The sequence below is a fragment of the Streptomyces sp. NPDC085481 genome (genome assembly GCF_044541845.1).
Lineage (GTDB): Bacteria > Actinomycetota > Actinomycetes > Streptomycetales > Streptomycetaceae > Streptomyces.
Genome location: NZ_JBITTJ010000001.1, coordinates 120,897 through 138,022 on the forward strand (window position 1 = coordinate 120,897; position 17,126 = coordinate 138,022).

Sequence of the window (17,126 nt, forward strand, 5' to 3'; positions counted from 1 at the left end):
GTGCCCCTGCCCGATTCCGGACCGTCCACCCCGCTTCCCGGGGCCGGATCCGGACCGGATCCGGGGCCGCGGCCCGGGCCGCCCGGGCGGGTCCTTAGACTTCCCGGCATGCGAAACGAGTCCGTCGAGTACGCCGTCCGGGTCCGGGGCCTGGTCAAGCGGTACGGGACGAAGACCGCCGTCGACGGCCTCGACCTCGACGTCCGGGCCGGCACCGTCACGGCCGTCCTCGGGCCCAACGGCGCCGGCAAGACCACCACCATCGAGAGCTGCGAGGGCTACCGGCGACCGGACGCCGGCACCGTACGCGTCCTCGGCCTCGACCCGGTCGCCGACGCCGCCGCCCTGCGGCCCCGGATCGGAGTGATGCTCCAGTCCGGCGGCGTGTACTCCGGCGCCCGCGCCGACGAGATGCTGCGCCACACGGCGAAGCTGCACGCCCACCCGCTGGACGTGGACGCCCTGATCGAGCGCCTCGGCCTCGGTTCCTGCGGCCGCACCACCTACCGCCGGCTCTCCGGCGGCCAGCAGCAGCGCCTGTCGCTCGCCATGGCCGTCGTGGGCCGCCCCGAGCTCGTCTTCCTCGACGAGCCGACCGCCGGACTCGACCCGCAGGCCCGCCGCGCCACCTGGGACCTGGTCCGCGAGCTGCGCGCCGACGGGGTGACGGTCGTGCTGACCACCCACTTCATGAACGAGGCGGAGGAGCTCGCCGACGACGTCGCCATCGTCGACGCGGGGCGGGTCGCCGCCCAGGGCAGCCCCGAGCAGCTGTGCCGCGGCGGCGCCGAGAACACCCTGCGCTTCACCGGCCGTCCCGGCCTCGACCTCGGCTCGCTCCTGAAGGCCCTGCCGGACGGCACCGCCGCCGCGGAGCCGACGCCGGGCACGTACCGGCTGACCGGCACGGTCGGCCCGCAGCTGCTCGCCACCGTCACCAGCTGGTGCGCGCAGCACGGCGTGATGCCCGACCGGATCTCGGTCGAGCGCCACACCCTCGAAGACGTCTTTCTGGAGCTGACCGGCAAGGAGCTGCGCGGATGAGCACGGGTACGTACGCGCCGAAGCCGGGGGCCGCGCCCGTCGGCCGGATGATCGCCGCGCAGACGGCGCTGGAGACCCGGATGCTGCTGCGCAACGGCGAGCAGCTGCTGCTCACCGTGATCATCCCCTCCCTCCTGCTCGTGCTCTTCTCGACGGTGGACATCGTCGACACGGGCGCGGACAGGGCCGTCGACTTCCTCGCCCCGGGCGTGCTCGCGCTCGCGGTGATGTCGACCGCCTTCACCGGGCAGGCCATCGCGACCGGCTTCGAGCGCCGCTACGGGGTCCTGAAGCGGCTCGGCGCCTCACCGCTGCCGCGCTGGGCGCTGATGACCGCCAAGACGCTGTCCGTGCTGGTCACCGAGGTGCTGCAGATCGCCCTCCTGACGGTGATCGCGCTGGCGCTCGGCTGGTCCCCGCAGGGCGACCCGGTCTCGGTGCTCGGCCTGCTCGTGCTCGGCACCGCCGCCTTCTCCGGGCTCGGCCTGCTCATGGCGGGCACGCTCAAGGCGGAGGCGACGCTGGCCGCGGCGAACCTGGTCTTCCTGCTGCTCCTGGTGGGCGGCGGGGTGATCGTGCCGCTGGACAGGTTCCCGGAGGCGGCCCGCTCGGCCCTTGAGCTGCTGCCGATCTCGGCGCTCTCCGACGGGCTGCGGGGGGTGCTGCAGGGCGGTGCGGCGATGCCGTGGGGCGACGCGCTGATCCTCGCGGTCTGGGCGCTGCTCGGGCTCGGGGCGGCGGCCAGGTTCTTCCGCTGGGAGTAGCACACGCCCTGGTCGCCGGGTGACGTACCGGGACGACTCGCCCCGTACCCACCCCCTCGTGAAAGCGTGCACAAGCCCCCGCCTACGATGGTGGCCGTGCAGACCCCCCTCGCCTTCATCGCCCAGCGCTGGACGCCGTCCCCCCGGACGCTCCGGCGCGCTGCGCTCACCGCCGTCGTGATGAGCGTGATCATCATCGTCACGGGTGGCGCGGTCCGGCTGACCGGCTCCGGTCTCGGCTGCGACACCTGGCCCAAGTGCACGGACGACAGCCTGATCGTCACGCCCGAGCAGGGCTACCGCGGCCTGATCGAGTTCGGCAACCGCATGCTGACGTACGTCCTGTCGGCCGCGGTCGGCTGGACGATCATCGCCGCGCGCTCCCTCAAGCCCCGCCGGCGCGGGCTGACCCGGCTCGGCTGGGCCCAGTTCTGGATCGTGATGAGCAACGCCGTCATCGGCGGCATCACGGTGTGGATGGGCCTCAACCCGTGGACCGTGGCCGGTCACTTCCTCGCCGCGAACGCGCTGCTCACGGTGGCGGTCGTCACCTGGCACCGCACCGGCGAGGGCGACACGAGCGCGAAGCCGCGGGTCCCGGGCCCGGTGCGCAAGCTGTCCTGGGCGATCGTCATCGGCTCCGGGCTGCTCATCGCGCTCGGTACGACGGTGACGGGCGCCGGCAAGCACGCCGGCGACAGCAGCGAGGTCCCGCGCATGCCGTGGGACTGGACCGCCGCCGCCCACCTCCACGCCATCGCCGCCTGGGTCGTCTGCGCGCTCGCGCTCGCCATGTGGCTGGTCCTGCGCGTGGTGGACGCCCCCGACGACACCCGGGCCCGCGCCCGCGACCTGCTGATCGTGCTGACCGCGCAGGGCGGCATCGGCTACGTCCAGTACTTCACCGGCGTCCCCGAGCTCCTGGTCGCCGCGCACATGCTCGGCTCCTCGCTGATGTGGATCGCGGTCCTGCGGCTCGCCCTGAGCCTGCGCGAGCGGCCGCTGAGCCCGCCGGAGATCCCGTCCCAGCCGGACGCGGAGCTGGCAGCCGCCTAGGGGTCCGCCCGTAGCTCCGAGGGCCACCGGGTGCTACCCCAGCCGGTACACCCGCCGCGCGTTCCCCGCCGCGATCATGTCGGCGACCCGCTGCGCGTCCGTACGGGACCAGGCACCGTCGCCGACCCACTCGCCGAGCACCCGGTCGAGCGCGCCGCGGAAGACGCTCGCGGCGACCACGTGCAGCTCGGGCAGGGCCCGGGCGCCGCTGGAGAACAGCAGCTTGCCGAAGGGCGCGAGCTCCAGGAACTCGGCGAGCACGGCCGCCGCCCTGGCCCCCGTGCGGGCCACGACGGGGCCGAGGTCCGTGTGGACGTGCGGGAAGTGGCCGGCGAGCCGCGCGGCCTGGCGGTGGTACGGATAGTCGGGCAGCAGCACCAGGTCCGCGCCCAGGCCCCCGGTGGCCGCCGCGAACCCGGCCAGGTCGCCGGGGTCCCGCTCCCCCACGTGCAGCTGGAGCGGCCGCCCCGAGCCGACCGCGATCCACAGCAGATGGCGCAGCAGGACGGGGTCGTCCAGGGCTCCGCCCGCACTGCGCCGGGCCAGCCAGCGCCCGGCCGCCCCGCGTACCTCGCCGGGCCAGGGCGGCTCCGGCGCGGCCGTGAGCCCGCCGCGCGCCCCCGCGACGGAGGTGAAGGCGACGGCGACGGTGGCGGCCCCGTGCACGGCCTCGGCGAGGTTGGCCAGGAAGGCCTCGACGGTGCCGGAGGTGTCGGCGACCTGCTGGGCGAGGGGTTCCAGGCGGACGATCTCGTGCGCGGCGGCCGCGCCCGCGGCGGCCAGTTCGGCGGGTCCGGTCAGGTCGCCGTGCGGTCCGGTGTCGACGAGGTAGGTGGCGATGCCGGAGGCCCGCAGCAGCCGCCGGTGGGACTCGACGACGCCGAGTTCGCGGCGCCGGGCGAGGTAGCGGGCGGGCGGGCAGTGCGGTTCGAGGCCGAGGAGCGGCGGGCACCAGCGGCGTACCGCGAAGCCGGTCTGGGTGTCGAAGAAGGTGGTGCCGGCCGCGGGCGGGGCGGCTGTCGGGGCGAGATGCGTCTCGAAGGTGCCGAGGCCGAGCTCCGTACGGAGCACCCCGTGGCAGTACTGGTCCACCAGGCTCGGAGTGTCGATCATCGGGGCTCCCACGTGTGGACGGGCTTCACCCCTCCTAACGGGTGAGCCCCGCGTGAGGTTGTTGCCTCGGGCACCCCTGTCGTAAGGGCTCAGGCGTTGGCCGGGCCACCGATCTGGATGCCCGCCATACGGGTCCACTCGTACGGGCCGGTGACGACCTTGGCGGCGAACTCGCCGTCGAACTCCTCGTGGAGGGTCAGCCCGGCCCGCTCGGCGGCCGCCTGCGCGACCGCGTACGTGGGGGCCACCAGGTCGCCCCAGCCGCCGTCCTCGCCCACGAGGACGATCCGGGTGCCCGCCTGGCCGATGTGGGCGAGCTGCCCCTCGGCGCCGCCGTGCTGCGCGGCGAACGCCTTGATCTGCTTGGCGAGCCGGGCCGCCTTGCGCTCGCCCCGCTGCGTGTCCGCCTGCTTCGTGTCTGCCATGAAAAAGATGCTACTCGCGGGTAGATCATGTGGCGACGGCCGGGGCACGTGGTGTGGGCCACGTGCCCCGGCCGTCGCCGGGATTCGGGAGGGGCTAGCTCCGTGTCCGGGAGGGGCTAGCGCAGGAAGGGATCCACCGCGACCGCCACGAAGAGCAGCGACACATAGGTGATGGACCAGTGGAAGAGGCGCATCTCCTTGAGCTTGGCGCCCGTCGCGCCGGCCTTGGCGCGGTTCAGGAGCCCGTGCGCCTCCCACAGCCACCAGCCGCCGGTGGCCAGCGCGACCGCGGTGTAGAACCAGCCGGTGTAGCCCAGCGGGGTGAGCAGCAGGGAGACCGCCACCATCACCCAGCTGTAGGCCACGATCTGCTTGGCGACGACCTTGTTGGAGGCGACGACCGGGAGCATGGGCACGCCGACGCGCGCGTAGTCCTCCTTCACCTTCATCGACAGCGGCCAGTAGTGCGGCGGCGTCCAGAAGAAGATGACCAGGAAGAGGATGACGGCGGCCCAGGACATCGAGTTCGTCACGGCCGACCAGCCGATGAGCACCGGCAGGCAGCCGGCGATGCCGCCCCAGACGATGTTCTGGGTGGTGCGCCGCTTGAGGAGCATCGTGTAGACCACGACGTAGAAGAGCAGCGCGCCGAGCGAGAGCCAGGCGGAGAGCCAGTTGACGAGGAAGCCGAACCAGAGCGTGGAGACCACCGCGAGGGTGAGGCCGAAGACGAGGCCCTCGCGCGGCGAGACCATGCCGGTGACCAGCGGGCGCTGGGACGTGCGGTCCATCAGCGCGTCGATGTCGCGGTCGATGTACATGTTCAGCGCGTTGGCGCCGCCCGCGGACAGGTAGCCGCCGAGGCAGGTGGCGAGGACCAGCCACAGGTCGGGCACGCCCTGTTCGGCGAGGAACATCACCGGAACGGTGGTGATGAGCAGCAGCTCGATGATCCGCGGCTTGGTCAGCGCCACGAATGCCTTGACGCGGGCCCCGAACGGCCGATGGCCCCCCGGGCTGGGAGTCAAGACGACCCCTGCGGGTCGGGACTCGACGGCCGTCACGCACACCCCTGACAGAGAATTTCCCAGCAAGCTCCCCGGATGAAGACGGGGTGAAGACTTGCGCGTACCACGCCACTGTAGACGTTGCCCATACGCCGATCTTCGCGGGGGTGGGGTCGTGTTGGCGGGCCTCACCCGGCGGTGCGTCCCAAGGGATGGACACCGCGTCGGCCGCGCCTCGGGAGGCGAACCGCCCCGGCCACCGGCAGTCTTGCCGTGTGCGCTCATATGAGGGGCATGGACACGAAAAGAGGGGCGAATTCCGGGGGTAGGCTCGACATCGCCGGGACACCCTCAGTCACCGGCTCAAGACATGCGGAGAGGAGCCCTGACTCAGGGTGAGCACTAAGCCGACGACCACAGACCTCGAGTGGACCGAACTGGACCAGCGGGCCGTGGACACCGCCCGCATCCTGGCCGCCGACGCCGTACAGAAGGTCGGCAACGGCCATCCCGGAACGGCCATGAGCCTCGCGCCCGCCGCGTACACCCTCTTCCAGAAGGTGATGCGGCACGACCCCGCCGACCCGGAGTGGGTGGGCCGCGACCGCTTCGTGCTCTCCGCCGGGCACTCGTCCCTGACCCTGTACACCCAGCTGTACCTGGGCGGCTTCGGTCTCGAGCTCGACGACCTGAAGGCGTTCCGCACCTGGGGCTCGAAGACCCCGGGCCACCCGGAGTACGGGCACACCGCGGGCGTCGAGACGACCACGGGTCCGCTGGGCCAGGGTGTCGCGAACGCGGTGGGCATGGCGATGGCCGCCCGCTACGAGCGCGGTCTGTTCGACCCGGACGCCGCCCCGGGCACCTCTCCCTTCGATCACCACGTCTACGTGATCGCCGGCGACGGCTGCCTCCAGGAGGGCATCTCCGCCGAGGCCTCCTCGCTCGCCGGGCACCAGAAGCTCGGCAACCTGACCCTGCTGTGGGACGACAACCACATCTCGATCGAGGGCGACACCGAGACCGCCGTGTCCGAGGACACGATGAAGCGGTACGAGGCGTACGGCTGGCACGTCCAGCGCGTCGAGGCGCAGGCCAACGGCGACCTGGACCCGGCCGCCCTGTACGCGGCGATCAAGGCCGCCGAGGCCGAGACCGAGCGCCCCTCGTTCATCGCGATGCGCTCGATCATCGCCTGGCCGGCGCCGAACGCCCAGAACACCGAGGCCGCGCACGGCTCGGCGCTGGGCGACGAGGAGGTCGCGGCCACCAAGCGCGTCCTGGGCTTCGACCCGGAGCGGACCTTCGAGGTCACCGACGAGGTCATCGGCCACACCCGCTCGCTGGGCGACCGCGGCCGCGAGGCCCGCGCCGAGTGGGAGAAGTCGCTGGCCGCGTGGCGTACCGCCAACCCGGAGCGGGCGGCCGAGTTCGACCGCATCCAGGCCAACGAGCTGCCGGCCGGCTGGGCCGAGAAGATCCCGGTCTTCGAGGCGGGCCAGGGCGTCGCGACGCGTGCCGCTTCCGGCAAGGTCCTGCAGGCGCTCGGCGCGGTGATCCCGGAGCTGTGGGGCGGTTCGGCCGACCTCGCCGGCTCCAACAACACCACGATCGACAAGACGTCCTCCTTCCTCCCGGAGGGCAACCCGCTGCCCGAGGCGGACCCGTACGGCCGGACGATCCACTTCGGCATCCGCGAGCACTCCATGGCCGCGGAGATGAACGGCATCGCCCTGCACGGCAACACCCGTGTCTACGGCGGCACCTTCCTGGTGTTCTCCGACTACATGCGCAACGCCGTGCGCCTGTCCGCGCTGATGCACCTGCCGGTGACGTACGTGTGGACGCACGACTCGATCGGTCTCGGCGAGGACGGCCCGACCCACCAGCCGGTGGAGCACCTGGCCTCGCTGCGTGCGATCCCGGGTCTGAACGTGGTCCGCCCGGCCGACGCCAACGAGACGGCGATCGCCTGGCGCGAGATCATGCAGCGGCACACCAAGGTCTTCGGCAAGGGCGCCCCGCACGGTCTGGCCCTGACCCGCCAGGGTGTGCCGACCTACGCGCCGAACGAGGACGCGGCCAAGGGCGGCTACGTGCTGTTCGACGCCGACGGCGACGCTCAGGTCGTGCTGATCGCGACCGGTTCCGAGGTGCACCTGGCCGTCGAGGCCCGTGAGCAGCTGCAGGCCGCCGGCGTCCCGACCCGTGTGGTCTCGATGCCGTCGGTGGAGTGGTTCGAGGAGCAGGACCAGGCGTACAAGGACGCCGTTCTGCTGCCGTCCGTCAAGGCACGCGTGGCGGTCGAGGCCGGTATCGGCCTGACCTGGCACAAGTACGTCGGTGACGCCGGCCGGATCGTGTCGCTGGAGCACTTCGGTGCCTCGGCCGACGCCAAGGTCCTGTTCCGTGAGTTCGGGTTCACGCCGGAGGCGGTCGTCGCCGCCGCGCGGGAATCCCTGGACGCCGTCGCGCGCTGACGCGCATACGTACGACTTAATGGAGATGCAACTCTCATGACAGACGCTCTCAAGCGCCTCTCCGACGAAGGCGTCGCGATCTGGCTGGACGACCTCTCGCGCAAGCGGATCACGTCCGGCAACCTGGCCGAGCTCATCGACCAGAGCCATGTGGTCGGTGTGACCACCAACCCGTCCATCTTCCAGAAGGCCATCTCCTCGGGTGACGGTTACGAGCAGCAGCTCGTCGACCTCGCCACCCGCAAGGTGACCGTGGACGAGGCCATCCGCATGATCACGACGGCTGACGTGAGGGACGCCGCCGACATCCTGCGTCCCGTCTTCGACGCGACCGACGGCCAGGACGGCCGGGTGTCCATCGAGGTCGACCCGCGGCTGGCCCACGAGACGGCGCCGACCATCGCCGAGGCCAAGCAGCTGGCCTGGCTGGTGGACCGGCCCAACACCCTCATCAAGATCCCGGCCACCAAGGCGGGTCTGCCGGCGATCACCGAGGTCATCGGCCTCGGCATCAGCGTCAACGTGACGCTGATCTTCTCGCTCGAGCGCTACCGCGCGGTCATGGACGCCTACCTGGCCGGCCTGGAGAAGGCCCGCGAGCGCGGCCTGGACCTGTCGAAGATCCACTCGGTGGCGTCCTTCTTCGTGTCCCGCGTGGACACCGAGATCGACAAGCGCCTGGACGTCATCGGCACCGACGAGGCCAAGGGCCTCAAGGGCAAGTCCGCCCTGGCCAACGCGCGTCTGGCGTACGAGGCCTACGAGGAGGTCTTCGGCTCCGAGCGCTGGGCCGCCCTCGACAAGGCGCAGGCCAACAAGCAGCGTCCGCTGTGGGCCTCGACCGGCGTGAAGGACCCGGCGTACAAGGACACCCTGTACGTGGACGACCTGGTCGCCCCGGGCACGGTCAACACCATGCCGGAGGCCACCCTGGAGGCCACCGCCGACCACGGCCGGATCACCGGCGACACCATCCGCGGCACCTACGACGAGTCCCGTGCGGTGCTCGACGCGGTGGCGAAGCTCGGCATCTCGTACGACGACGTCGTCCAGGTCCTGGAGGACGAGGGCGTCGACAAGTTCGAGGCGTCCTGGAACGACCTGCTCAAGTCGACCGAGGCGGAGCTCGCCCGCCGCACACCTTCGGAGGCGTAATCACCTTGAGCGCAGTCACCGGAGCCAACCCGCTCCGTGACGCCGCAGACCGACGGCTCCCGCGTATCGCGGGGCCGTCGGGTCTGGTGATCTTCGGTGTCACGGGCGATTTGTCCCGTAAGAAGCTGATGCCCGCCGTCTACGACCTCGCCAACCGGGGTCTGCTCCCGCCGGGCTTCTCGCTCGTCGGCTTCGCCCGCCGCGAATGGCAGGACGAGGACTTCGCGCAGGAGGTCTACGAGGCCGTCAAGCAGCACGCGCGCACGCCGTTCCGCGAGGAGGTGTGGCACCAGCTGATCCAGGGGATGCGCTTCGTCCAGGGCGACTTCGACGACGACGACGCCTTCGACCAGCTGAAGACCACCATCGAGGAGCTGGACAAGGCGCAGGGGACGGGCGGCAACTTCGCCTTCTACCTCTCCGTGCCGCCGAAGTTCTTCCCCCTGGTCGTCCAGCAGCTCAAGAAGCACGGCCTGGCCGACCAGAAGAACAACTCCTGGCGCCGCGCGGTCATCGAGAAGCCCTTCGGCCACGACCTGGCCTCCGCCAAGGAGCTCAACGAGGTCGTCCACGAGGTCTTCCCGCCGGACGCGGTCTTCCGGATCGACCACTACCTCGGCAAGGAGACCGTCCAGAACATCCTGGCGCTCCGGTTCGCCAACACCCTCTTCGAGCCGATCTGGAACCGGTCGTACGTCGACCACGTGCAGATCACCATGGCCGAGGACATCGGCATCGGCGGCCGCGCCGGCTACTACGACGGCATCGGTGCCGCCCGTGACGTCATCCAGAACCACCTCCTCCAGCTGCTCGCGCTGACCGCGATGGAGGAGCCCGCCTCCTTCGACGCCGACGCCCTCGCGGCCGAGAAGACCAAGGTGCTCGGCGCGGTGAAGCTGCCGAAGGACCTGGCCAAGTCCACCGTCCGCGGCCAGTACGCGGCCGGCTGGCAGGGCGGCGGGAAGGCCGTCGGCTACCTGCAGGAAGACGGCATCGACCCGCAGTCGAAGACCGACACCTTCGCGGCCATCAAGGTGGAGATCGACAACCGCCGCTGGGCGGGCGTCCCCTTCTACCTGCGGACGGGCAAGCGGCTCGGCCGCCGCGTCACCGAGATCGCGGTGGTCTTCCAGCGCGCCCCGCACTCCCCCTTCGACCAGACGGCGACGGAGGAGCTCGGCCAGAACGCGCTCGTCATCCGCGTCCAGCCGGACGAGGGCGTCACCGTGCGGTTCGGCTCCAAGGTGCCGGGCACGCAGATGGAGGTCCGGGACGTGTCGATGGACTTCGCCTACGGCGAGTCCTTCACCGAGTCCAGCCCCGAGGCCTACGAGCGGCTCATCCTCGACGTCCTGCTCGGCGACTCCAACCTCTTCCCGCGGGTCGAGGAGGTCGAGCTGTCCTGGAAGATCCTCGACCCCATCGAGCAGTTCTGGGACAAGCACGGCAAGCCCGCGCAGTACCAGTCCGGGACCTGGGGTCCGGTCGAGGCGGACGAGATGCTCGCACGAGACGGACGGAGCTGGCGCCGGCCATGAAGACCGACCTGACGGACACCACGTCCTCCAAGATCAACAAGGCGCTGGTGCTCGGGCGGCGGGCCATCGGCACCCCGGCCGTCGGCATGGTGCTCACCCTCGTCATCGTCACCGACGAGGAGAACGCCTACGACGCGCTCAAGGCGGCCAACGAGGCGTCCCGCGAGCACCCCTCGCGGACCCTCGTCGTCATCAAGCGGGTCTCGCGCTCCCCGCGGGACCGCGCCAAGGCGCGGCTCGACGCCGAGGTCCGCCTCGGCGCCGACGCCAGCACCGGCGAGACGGTCGTGCTCCGGCTGTACGGCGAGGTCGTCGACCACGCCCAGTCGGTGGTGCTGCCGCTGCTGCTGCCGGACGCGCCCGTCGTCGTCTGGTGGGCGGTCAACGCGCCGACCGACCCGGCGAACGACCCGCTGGGCGCGCTCGCCCAGCGCCGTGTGACCGACACGTACGCCGCCGAGCAGCCCATCCAGGAGCTGACCGCGCGCGCGGACACCTACACCCCGGGCGACACGGACCTGTCGTGGACCCGGATCACGCCGTGGCGCTCGATGCTGGCCGCCGCGCTCGACCAGGTCGAGTGCGAGGTCACCTCGGCCGAGGTGGAGGGCGAGGAGTTCAACCCGAGCGTCGAACTGCTCGCGATGTGGCTGGCCGAGCGGCTCGCGGTGCCGGTGCGGCGCGCGAAGTCCGCGGGGCCGGGCCTCACCTCCGTACGCATGCAGACCACCACCGGTCCGATCGTGCTCGACCGGCCGGACGGCTCGCTCGCGACGCTCTCCATCCAGGGACAGCCGGACCGTGCCGTGGCGCTCAAGCGCCGGGACACGGCCGAGCTGATCGCGGAGGAGCTGCGCCGGCTCGACCCGGACGACACCTACGCCTCGGCGCTGAAGTTCGGTCTGGAGCGGCTCGACGAGGACGCGGCGACCACCGCCCCCGTCACCGTCGAGGAGGCACCCGGGGCCGCGGCTCCGGCGGCCAAGCCGGCGGCGAAGAAGGCCCCGGCCAAGAAGGCGGCGGCCAAGTGAGCACCCCGCAGCTCGTCGTCCACCGCGACAAGGAGCTGATGGCCGAGGCCGCGGCGGCCCGGCTGATCACGAAGATCGTGGACGCCCAGGCCGCCCGGGGCTCCGCCTCGGTGGTGCTGACCGGCGGCCGCAACGGCAACGGGCTGCTCGCGGCCCTGAGTGCGGCGCCCGCGCGGGACGCGGTCGACTGGTCGCGGCTCGACCTGTGGTGGGGCGACGAGCGGTATCTGCCCGACGGGGACCCGGAGCGCAACGTCACCCAGGCCCGCGAGGCGCTGCTCGACAGCGTCCCGCTGGACCCGGCACGGGTGCACGCGATGCCGGCCTCGGACGGCCCGTACGGCAACGACGTCGAGGCCGCCGCGGCGGCGTACGCGGCGGAGCTCGCGGCGGCCGCGGGTCCCGGTGACCACGGCGGGGTGCCGACCTTCGACGTGCTGATGCTGGGCGTCGGCCCGGACACCCATGTGGCCTCGCTGTTCCCGGAGCTTCCGGCGGTCCGCGAGACCGAGCGGACGGTGGTGGGCGTGCACGGCGCGCCGAAGCCGCCGCCGACCCGGATCTCGCTGACGCTGCCGGCGATCCGGGCCGCGAAGGAGGTCTGGCTGCTCGCGGCGGGCGGGGACAAGGCGAAGGCCGCGGCCATCGCGCTGTCCGGCGCAGGCGAGGTGCAGGCCCCGGCGGCGGGCGCCTACGGGCGGGCGCGCACGCTGTGGCTGCTCGACGCGGCGGCGGCGTCCGAGCTGCCGCGGAGTCTGTATCCGCCGGCCTCGGCCTGAGGCTGAGTCGTCGAGGCCCGGTTCACCCGCTGGTGGACCGGGCCTTCGGCGTGTCCGGGGCCTTCGGCTCCTCGGGCGGCTGCGGTGTCGTCACGGACTCGAGGAAGGGCGCGAGGAGATCGGGTACGGCCTCGGCGGCGAAGGTCAGGCCCTGGCTCTCGCCCGCGTCGTGCACGTCGTACGCGCCTTCTCCGGCGGCGGTGGTCGCGCTCAGGGTGAGCAGGCCCGCGCGGCGCTGGAACCAGGACTGCTTGACGGTCCAGCCGATGACTCCGGCGCGCTGCAGGGCGACCGTGGAGCGGCGCACGGTGCCCGAACGGGTGACCAGGTAGCCGCCGCTGACGCCGTGTCCGAGGTTGCGGTAGGCGTCGAGGGCGAGGAGCAGCGCGACCGGGGTGAGGACGACGGCGAGGCCGCCCGCGAGGTAGCCGAGCACGGGGGTGAGCCAGGACCCGAGCAGGGCGAGGACGGCGGCGGGGCCGAGGGCGGTCCATAGCGCCCGGCGCAGCCGCCGGGTGCGGGCGGCGCGGGGGTGGGCGGCGAGCGGGGCGCGGGTGGGCGGCTCCGCCTCGCGCAGGACCTGGGCGGCGACCCGGTCGGCGACGGCGCGGGGCGCGGGCGGCAGCAGGTTCTTGAGGTCGGCGTGCTGGTCGTCGTCGTCCTGGGCGAGACCGGTGGCGACGGCGTCGACGCGGGCGGCGTGGAAGAGCCGTACGCCGAGGGGTTCGACGAGTTCGACGCCGCGCAGGCGCCGCTCCTCCAGCGAGATCGAGCGGGCGGTGAGCAGGCCGCGGCGGACCCTCAGGGTGCCGCCCGGCTCGCGCTCCAGGCGGTAGTCGGCCCACATCTCGACCCACAGGCCGAGGGCGCCGATCGCGCCTGCGGCGGTGGCGAGCAGCACCAGGTCGACGATCATCCAGGGCAGGGAGACGTCCTCGAAGCGGTCGCCTATCCAGTGGATGACCTCGTCCTGGGCGCCGAACCAGTCGCTGACCTGCATGACGGCCCCGGCGGCCGCGCCGCCGAGCAGCGGGGCGACGAAGGAGACGGGGGCGTAGCGGATCCAGCGCGGGTCGAGGGTGGCGAGGACGCCGTCGTGGGCCGGGTCGTCCACGGAACCGGCGGGGCGGGCGAGCAGGGTGCGGCGGAGGTGTTCGCCCTCGGCGCGGGTGACCAGGTCGAGTTCGAGGGTGGACTCGCCGTCGGTGTGCTCGCCGGTGCCGATCCTGACCTTGACCAGGCCGAGGAGGCGTTCGAGCGGGTTGGCGGTGAGGTCGACGCTGCGGATCCGCTCGCGGGCCAGGGAGCGGCGCTTGACGACGAGGAGCCCGGTGTGGAGGTCGACCCGTTCGCCGCCGACGCGGTAGCGGGTGCGGCGCAGCCGGATCCAGTCGGCGGCGGTGCCGCCGCCGATGAGCAGCACGGCGCCGGCGAGGACCCACGCGACGGCCTGCCACAGGGGGCGTGAGCCGGAGGAGAGGCTGAGGGTGGCGGGGAGCGCGGCGCCACCGGCGATGCCGCACAGGACGGCGGCGGCCGCGAGGACGGTGCCGGGGGCGAGCCGTCGCCACTCCTCGCCCGGGCCGTCCCTGCCGGCGTCCGGGCCGTCCGTAGCGGCGTCCGGGCCGCCCGTACCGGCGTCGGCGCTCATGTGGCGTCCCCGGGGGTGGCCCGGGTGATCGCGGTGAGCCGCTCGGCGAGCTCGGCGGCGAGCTGGTGGTCGAGGCCCTCGATCCGCAGCGCCCCCTTGGAGGAGGCCGTGGTGACCGTCACGGTGGCGAGCCGGAACGTCTGCTCCAGCGGGCCGCGTTCGGTGTCGACGGTCTGGATCCGGGACATGGGGGCGATCCGCCACTCCTGCCAGAGGGCGCCGGTACGGACGTACACGGCGTCCTCGGTGACCTCCCAGCGGTGCACCCGGAACCACCAGGCGGGGAAGAACGCGGTGCAGGCGAGCCCGAGGACCGCCACGGCCGCGGCGGCGGCGAACAGCCAGGTCCTGGCCGGTCCGACGAGCGCGCCGAGCGCGGCGAGCACGGCCACCGGCACGGCGGTGGTGACCAGGAGCCGGACCCGCCACCAGACGACGGCCCGCCCGTCCACGGCGTTCCTGGGCGGGCGCAGCCGTACCGCGTTCTCCCCCGTCATCCCGTCAGCTCCGGTCGCGCAGCGTGCGGTAGGCGGCGACGAGCCCGGCGGTGGAGCTGTCGAGGCGCTCGCCGCCCTCGCCCCCGGTGAGGACCGGCTCGATCCTCTTGGCGAGGACCTTGCCGAGTTCGACGCCCCACTGGTCGAAGGAGTCGATGTTCCAGACGGCGCCCTGGACGAAGACCTTGTGCTCGTAGAGGGCGACGAGCTGGCCGAGGACGGAGGGGGTGAGCGCGTCGGCCAGGATCGTGGTGGTGGGGTGGTTGCCCTGGAAGGTCTTGTGCGGGACGAGCTCCTCGGGCACGCCCTCGGCCCGTACCTCCTCGGGCGTCTTGCCGAAGGCAAGGGCCTGGGTCTGGGCGAAGAAGTTGGCCATGAGCAGGTCGTGCTGGGCGACCAGGCCGGGCAGCAGGTCGGTGACGGGCCGGGCGAAGCCGATGAAGTCGGCCGGGATGACCTTGGTGCCCTGGTGGATCAACTGGTAGTACGCGTGCTGGCCGTTGGTGCCGGGGGTGCCCCAGACGACGGGCCCGGTCTGCCAGTCGACGGGCCGGCCCTCGCGGTCGACGGACTTGCCGTTGGACTCCATGTCGAGCTGCTGGAGGTACGCGGTGAACTTCGACAGGTAGTGCGAGTACGGCAGCACGGCGTGCGACTGCGCGTCGAAGAACGCGCCGTACCAGATGCCGAGGAGGCCGAGGAGCAGCGGCACGTTGTCCTCTGCCGGGGCGGTGCGGAAGTGCTCGTCGACGAGGTGGAAGCCGTCGAGCATCTCGCGGAAGTGCCGCGGTCCGATGGCGATCATCAGGGAGAGGCCGATGGCGGAGTCGTAGGAGTAGCGGCCGCCGACCCAGTCCCAGAACTCGAACATGTTCGTGGTGTCGATGCCGAATTCCTCGACCTTCTCGGCATTGGTCGACAGGGCCACGAAGTGCTTGGCGACGGCTTCCTGGCCGGCCTGCAGCCCGGTGAGGAGCCAGTTGCGGGCGGAGGTGGCGTTGGTGATCGTCTCGATGGTGGTGAAGGTCTTCGAGGCGACGATGAAGAGGGTCTCGGCCGCGTCGAGGTCGCGGACGGCCTCGTGCAGGTCGGCGCCGTCGACGTTGGAGACGAAACGGAACGTCAGATCGCGCTGGGTGAAGGAGCGCAGGACGTCGTAGGCCATGGCCGGGCCGAGGTCGGAGCCGCCGATGCCGATGTTGACGATGTTCTTGATCGGCCTGCCGGTGTGGCCGGTCCACTCGCCCGCGCGGACCCGGTCGGCGAAGGCGGCCATCTTGTCGAGCACGGCGTGGACGGCGGGCACGACGTTCTCGCCGTCGACCTCGACCACGGCGCCGCGCGGGGCGCGCAGCGCGGTGTGCAGGACCGCCCGTTGCTCGGTGGTGTTGATCTTCTCGCCGCGGAACATGGCGTCGCGCAGCTCGGCGACGCCGGTCGCGGCGGCCAGGTCGCGCAGCAGCGCCAGGGTCTCGTCCGTCACCAGGTGCTTGGAGTAGTCCAGATACAGGTCGCCGAGGCGCAGCGTGTACCCGGTGCCGCGCTCGGGGTCGGCGGCGAACAGCTCGCGCAGGTGGGTGTCGCCCAGCTGCTCACGGTGCTTGCCGAGGGCCGCCCACTCGGGCAGCCGGTTGAGCCTGGTGCGGCCTTCGTTCGTCATCTCGGACATCGCCCATTTCCTCGTCTTACTGCGTGTGTGTCCCGCTGCACCTCCCAACCTAATTGATCCGTTGTGCGAAAGCCTTCAGTGTCCGCCACGGTGCAGCCGTCCCGCGTAGCGGGCTTCGAGGAGGGCGTTGCGCTCATGGCCGCCGGGGAGGTTGGCGGAGACGTAGACGGGCGGTTCGTGGCCCTCGGTGAGCAGCAGGGCGACGGCGTCGGCGACGACCATCTGGACGAGCAGGGAGGAGGTGAACGTGGAGATGCCGCACAGCGCGCCGCCGTCGGGGAGCGGGAGGACGGCGTCGCCGGCCGGGGCGCAGTTGTCGAGCACGGCGTCGGCGAGGTCGGCGAGCCGCCTGCCGCTCGCGTGGAGGGCGGGGACGGCGTGGGTGTGCTCCAGGGAGGTGAGCGCGACGAGGGAGTGCCCGGCGCCGGTGACCTTGAGCGCGAGGTCGACGATCGCGTTGTTGACGCCGGAGTTGGAGATGATGACGAACAGGTCCTGCGGGCGGGGTGTGGCGAGCGCGTAGAGCCGGTCGGCGAGCCCCGGGGAGCGCTCGAGCAGCGGATCGTCGAGGATCGCGGGATCCTCACCACCCCGCAGCACGAGGTCCGCCAGCGCGATCCGGCTGGTCGGTACGAACCCCCCGGCCCGCCCGGCCACTTCGAGGGCGGCGGCCTGCGAGTGCCCGGTCCCGAAGGCGTGGATCACCCCGTCGGCGGCCACACAGTCGGCGAAGAGGCGCGCGGCGAGGGGCACGGAGTCCTTGTTGGCGGCGACGGCCTGCTCGAGGGCGTGGCGGGCGTGGTCGGCGAACCGGGCGGAGGTGGGGGCGGGTTGGGCCATGACGGGACTCCTCTGGTTGGGCAAACCGAGTGTGGCGATCCTGGCCGGTTCAATGAACCAGCAGGGCGCGGAGCGCG

At 72.2% G+C, this 17,126-nt stretch carries 15 protein-coding genes; 8 read left to right on the forward strand and 7 right to left on the reverse strand.

Translation table 11 applies throughout. The annotated features are described in order from the left end of the window. The first annotated feature begins 108 nt into the window (after positions 1 to 108). From ACIGEZ_RS00615 to ACIGEZ_RS00625, 3 genes are all read left to right on the forward strand, one after another. Complete coding sequence (locus ACIGEZ_RS00615; RefSeq protein WP_399824317.1) at positions 109 to 1,044, forward strand: ABC transporter ATP-binding protein; 936 nt, start codon at positions 109 to 111, stop codon at positions 1,042 to 1,044. Then, positions 1,041 to 1,808: an ABC transporter permease gene (locus ACIGEZ_RS00620; protein ID WP_399824319.1), complete on the forward strand. Its 768-nt coding sequence runs from the start codon at positions 1,041 to 1,043 to the stop codon at positions 1,806 to 1,808. Before ACIGEZ_RS00615 ends, ACIGEZ_RS00620 begins: the two co-directional genes overlap by 4 nt. 87 nt (positions 1,809 to 1,895) lie before the next feature. Beyond that, complete coding sequence (locus ACIGEZ_RS00625; protein WP_399824320.1) at positions 1,896 to 2,864, forward strand: heme A synthase; 969 nt, start codon at positions 1,896 to 1,898, stop codon at positions 2,862 to 2,864. Between the two features lie 33 nt (positions 2,865 to 2,897). Here ACIGEZ_RS00625 and ACIGEZ_RS00630 read toward each other — a convergent pair whose 3' ends face one another. The 3 genes from ACIGEZ_RS00630 to ACIGEZ_RS00640 form a co-directional block, all read right to left on the reverse strand. Next, positions 2,898 to 3,977 carry an amidohydrolase gene (locus ACIGEZ_RS00630; protein ID WP_399824322.1) on the reverse strand — a complete coding sequence of 360 codons (1,080 nt, stop codon included), beginning with the start codon at positions 3,975 to 3,977 and terminating at the stop codon, positions 2,898 to 2,900. An 89-nt stretch (positions 3,978 to 4,066) separates the two neighbouring features. After that, entirely contained in the window at positions 4,067 to 4,402 is a 336-nt protein-coding gene (locus ACIGEZ_RS00635; protein ID WP_399824323.1) for a hypothetical protein, read from the reverse strand. A 116-nt stretch (positions 4,403 to 4,518) separates the two neighbouring features. Beyond that, positions 4,519 to 5,472, reverse strand: coding sequence for a heme o synthase (locus tag ACIGEZ_RS00640; RefSeq protein ID WP_399824324.1), 954 nt, complete (start codon positions 5,470 to 5,472; stop codon positions 4,519 to 4,521). A 332-nt stretch (positions 5,473 to 5,804) separates the two neighbouring features. On the opposite strand from ACIGEZ_RS00640, the gene tkt reads away from it, so the two are divergent. The 5 genes from tkt to pgl are packed head-to-tail and all read left to right on the forward strand — an operon-like array spanning position 5,805 to position 12,392. After that, on the forward strand, positions 5,805 to 7,889 hold the full coding sequence (tkt, locus tag ACIGEZ_RS00645; protein WP_399824326.1) for a transketolase: 2,085 nt from the start codon (positions 5,805 to 5,807) through the stop codon (positions 7,887 to 7,889). Between the two features lie 36 nt (positions 7,890 to 7,925). Further along, a complete protein-coding gene (gene tal, locus ACIGEZ_RS00650; RefSeq protein ID WP_399824327.1) occupies positions 7,926 to 9,044 on the forward strand; it encodes a transaldolase in 1,119 nt (372 codons plus the stop codon). A gap of 5 nt (positions 9,045 to 9,049) precedes the next feature. Beyond that, the gene (zwf, locus tag ACIGEZ_RS00655; protein ID WP_399824329.1) at positions 9,050 to 10,582 is read left to right on the forward strand and encodes a glucose-6-phosphate dehydrogenase; all 1,533 of its coding nucleotides are present in this window, start codon (positions 9,050 to 9,052) and stop codon (positions 10,580 to 10,582) included. After that, positions 10,579 to 11,613, forward strand: coding sequence for a glucose-6-phosphate dehydrogenase assembly protein OpcA (gene opcA / locus ACIGEZ_RS00660; protein ID WP_399824331.1), 1,035 nt, complete (start codon positions 10,579 to 10,581; stop codon positions 11,611 to 11,613). The genes zwf and opcA overlap by 4 nt, the downstream gene beginning before the upstream one ends. Beyond that, positions 11,610 to 12,392, forward strand: coding sequence for a 6-phosphogluconolactonase (pgl, locus tag ACIGEZ_RS00665; RefSeq protein WP_399824333.1), 783 nt, complete (start codon positions 11,610 to 11,612; stop codon positions 12,390 to 12,392). The genes opcA and pgl overlap by 4 nt, the downstream gene beginning before the upstream one ends. Positions 12,393 to 12,414: 22 nt before the next feature. On the opposite strand, the gene ACIGEZ_RS00670 is transcribed toward pgl, so the two are convergent. From ACIGEZ_RS00670 to ACIGEZ_RS00685, 4 genes are all read right to left on the reverse strand, one after another. Then, positions 12,415 to 14,043, reverse strand: a complete 1,629-nt coding sequence (locus ACIGEZ_RS00670; protein WP_399824334.1) for a PH domain-containing protein — start codon at positions 14,041 to 14,043, stop codon at positions 12,415 to 12,417. Further along, the gene (locus ACIGEZ_RS00675) at positions 14,040 to 14,540 is read right to left on the reverse strand and encodes a PH domain-containing protein (protein WP_399824336.1); all 501 of its coding nucleotides are present in this window, start codon (positions 14,538 to 14,540) and stop codon (positions 14,040 to 14,042) included. The genes ACIGEZ_RS00670 and ACIGEZ_RS00675 overlap by 4 nt, the downstream gene beginning before the upstream one ends. Positions 14,541 to 14,544: 4 nt before the next feature. Next, entirely contained in the window at positions 14,545 to 16,209 is a 1,665-nt protein-coding gene (pgi, locus tag ACIGEZ_RS00680) for a glucose-6-phosphate isomerase (RefSeq protein WP_399824337.1), read from the reverse strand. Positions 16,210 to 16,284: 75 nt separating this feature from the next. Next, positions 16,285 to 17,049 (reverse strand): sugar isomerase domain-containing protein, encoded by a 765-nt coding sequence (locus ACIGEZ_RS00685; RefSeq protein WP_399824339.1) that lies wholly within the window; start codon positions 17,047 to 17,049, stop codon positions 16,285 to 16,287. Between the last annotated feature and the right edge of the window lie 77 nt (positions 17,050 to 17,126).

Bases quoted from the DNA above. Each gene is read 5' to 3' on its own strand.
- ACIGEZ_RS00620 (WP_399824319.1), top strand. From the start codon at position 1,041: ATGAGCACGGGTACGTACGCGCCGAAGCCGGGGGCCGCGCCCGTCGGC.
- opcA (WP_399824331.1), top strand. From the start codon at position 10,579: ATGAAGACCGACCTGACGGACACCACGTCCTCCAAGATCAACAAGGCG.
- ACIGEZ_RS00670 (WP_399824334.1), bottom strand. From the start codon at position 14,043: ATGAGCGCCGACGCCGGTACGGGCGGCCCGGACGCCGCTACGGACGGC.
- ACIGEZ_RS00685 (WP_399824339.1), bottom strand. From the start codon at position 17,049: ATGGCCCAACCCGCCCCCACCTCCGCCCGGTTCGCCGACCACGCCCGC.
- ACIGEZ_RS00675 (WP_399824336.1), bottom strand. From the start codon at position 14,540: ATGACGGGGGAGAACGCGGTACGGCTGCGCCCGCCCAGGAACGCCGTG.
- tal (WP_399824327.1), top strand. From the start codon at position 7,926: ATGACAGACGCTCTCAAGCGCCTCTCCGACGAAGGCGTCGCGATCTGG.
- ACIGEZ_RS00635 (WP_399824323.1), bottom strand. From the start codon at position 4,402: ATGGCAGACACGAAGCAGGCGGACACGCAGCGGGGCGAGCGCAAGGCG.
- ACIGEZ_RS00615 (WP_399824317.1), top strand. From the start codon at position 109: ATGCGAAACGAGTCCGTCGAGTACGCCGTCCGGGTCCGGGGCCTGGTC.
- ACIGEZ_RS00625 (WP_399824320.1), top strand. From the start codon at position 1,896: ATGGTGGCCGTGCAGACCCCCCTCGCCTTCATCGCCCAGCGCTGGACG.
- pgi (WP_399824337.1), bottom strand. From the start codon at position 16,209: ATGTCCGAGATGACGAACGAAGGCCGCACCAGGCTCAACCGGCTGCCC.
- ACIGEZ_RS00630 (WP_399824322.1), bottom strand. From the start codon at position 3,977: ATGATCGACACTCCGAGCCTGGTGGACCAGTACTGCCACGGGGTGCTC.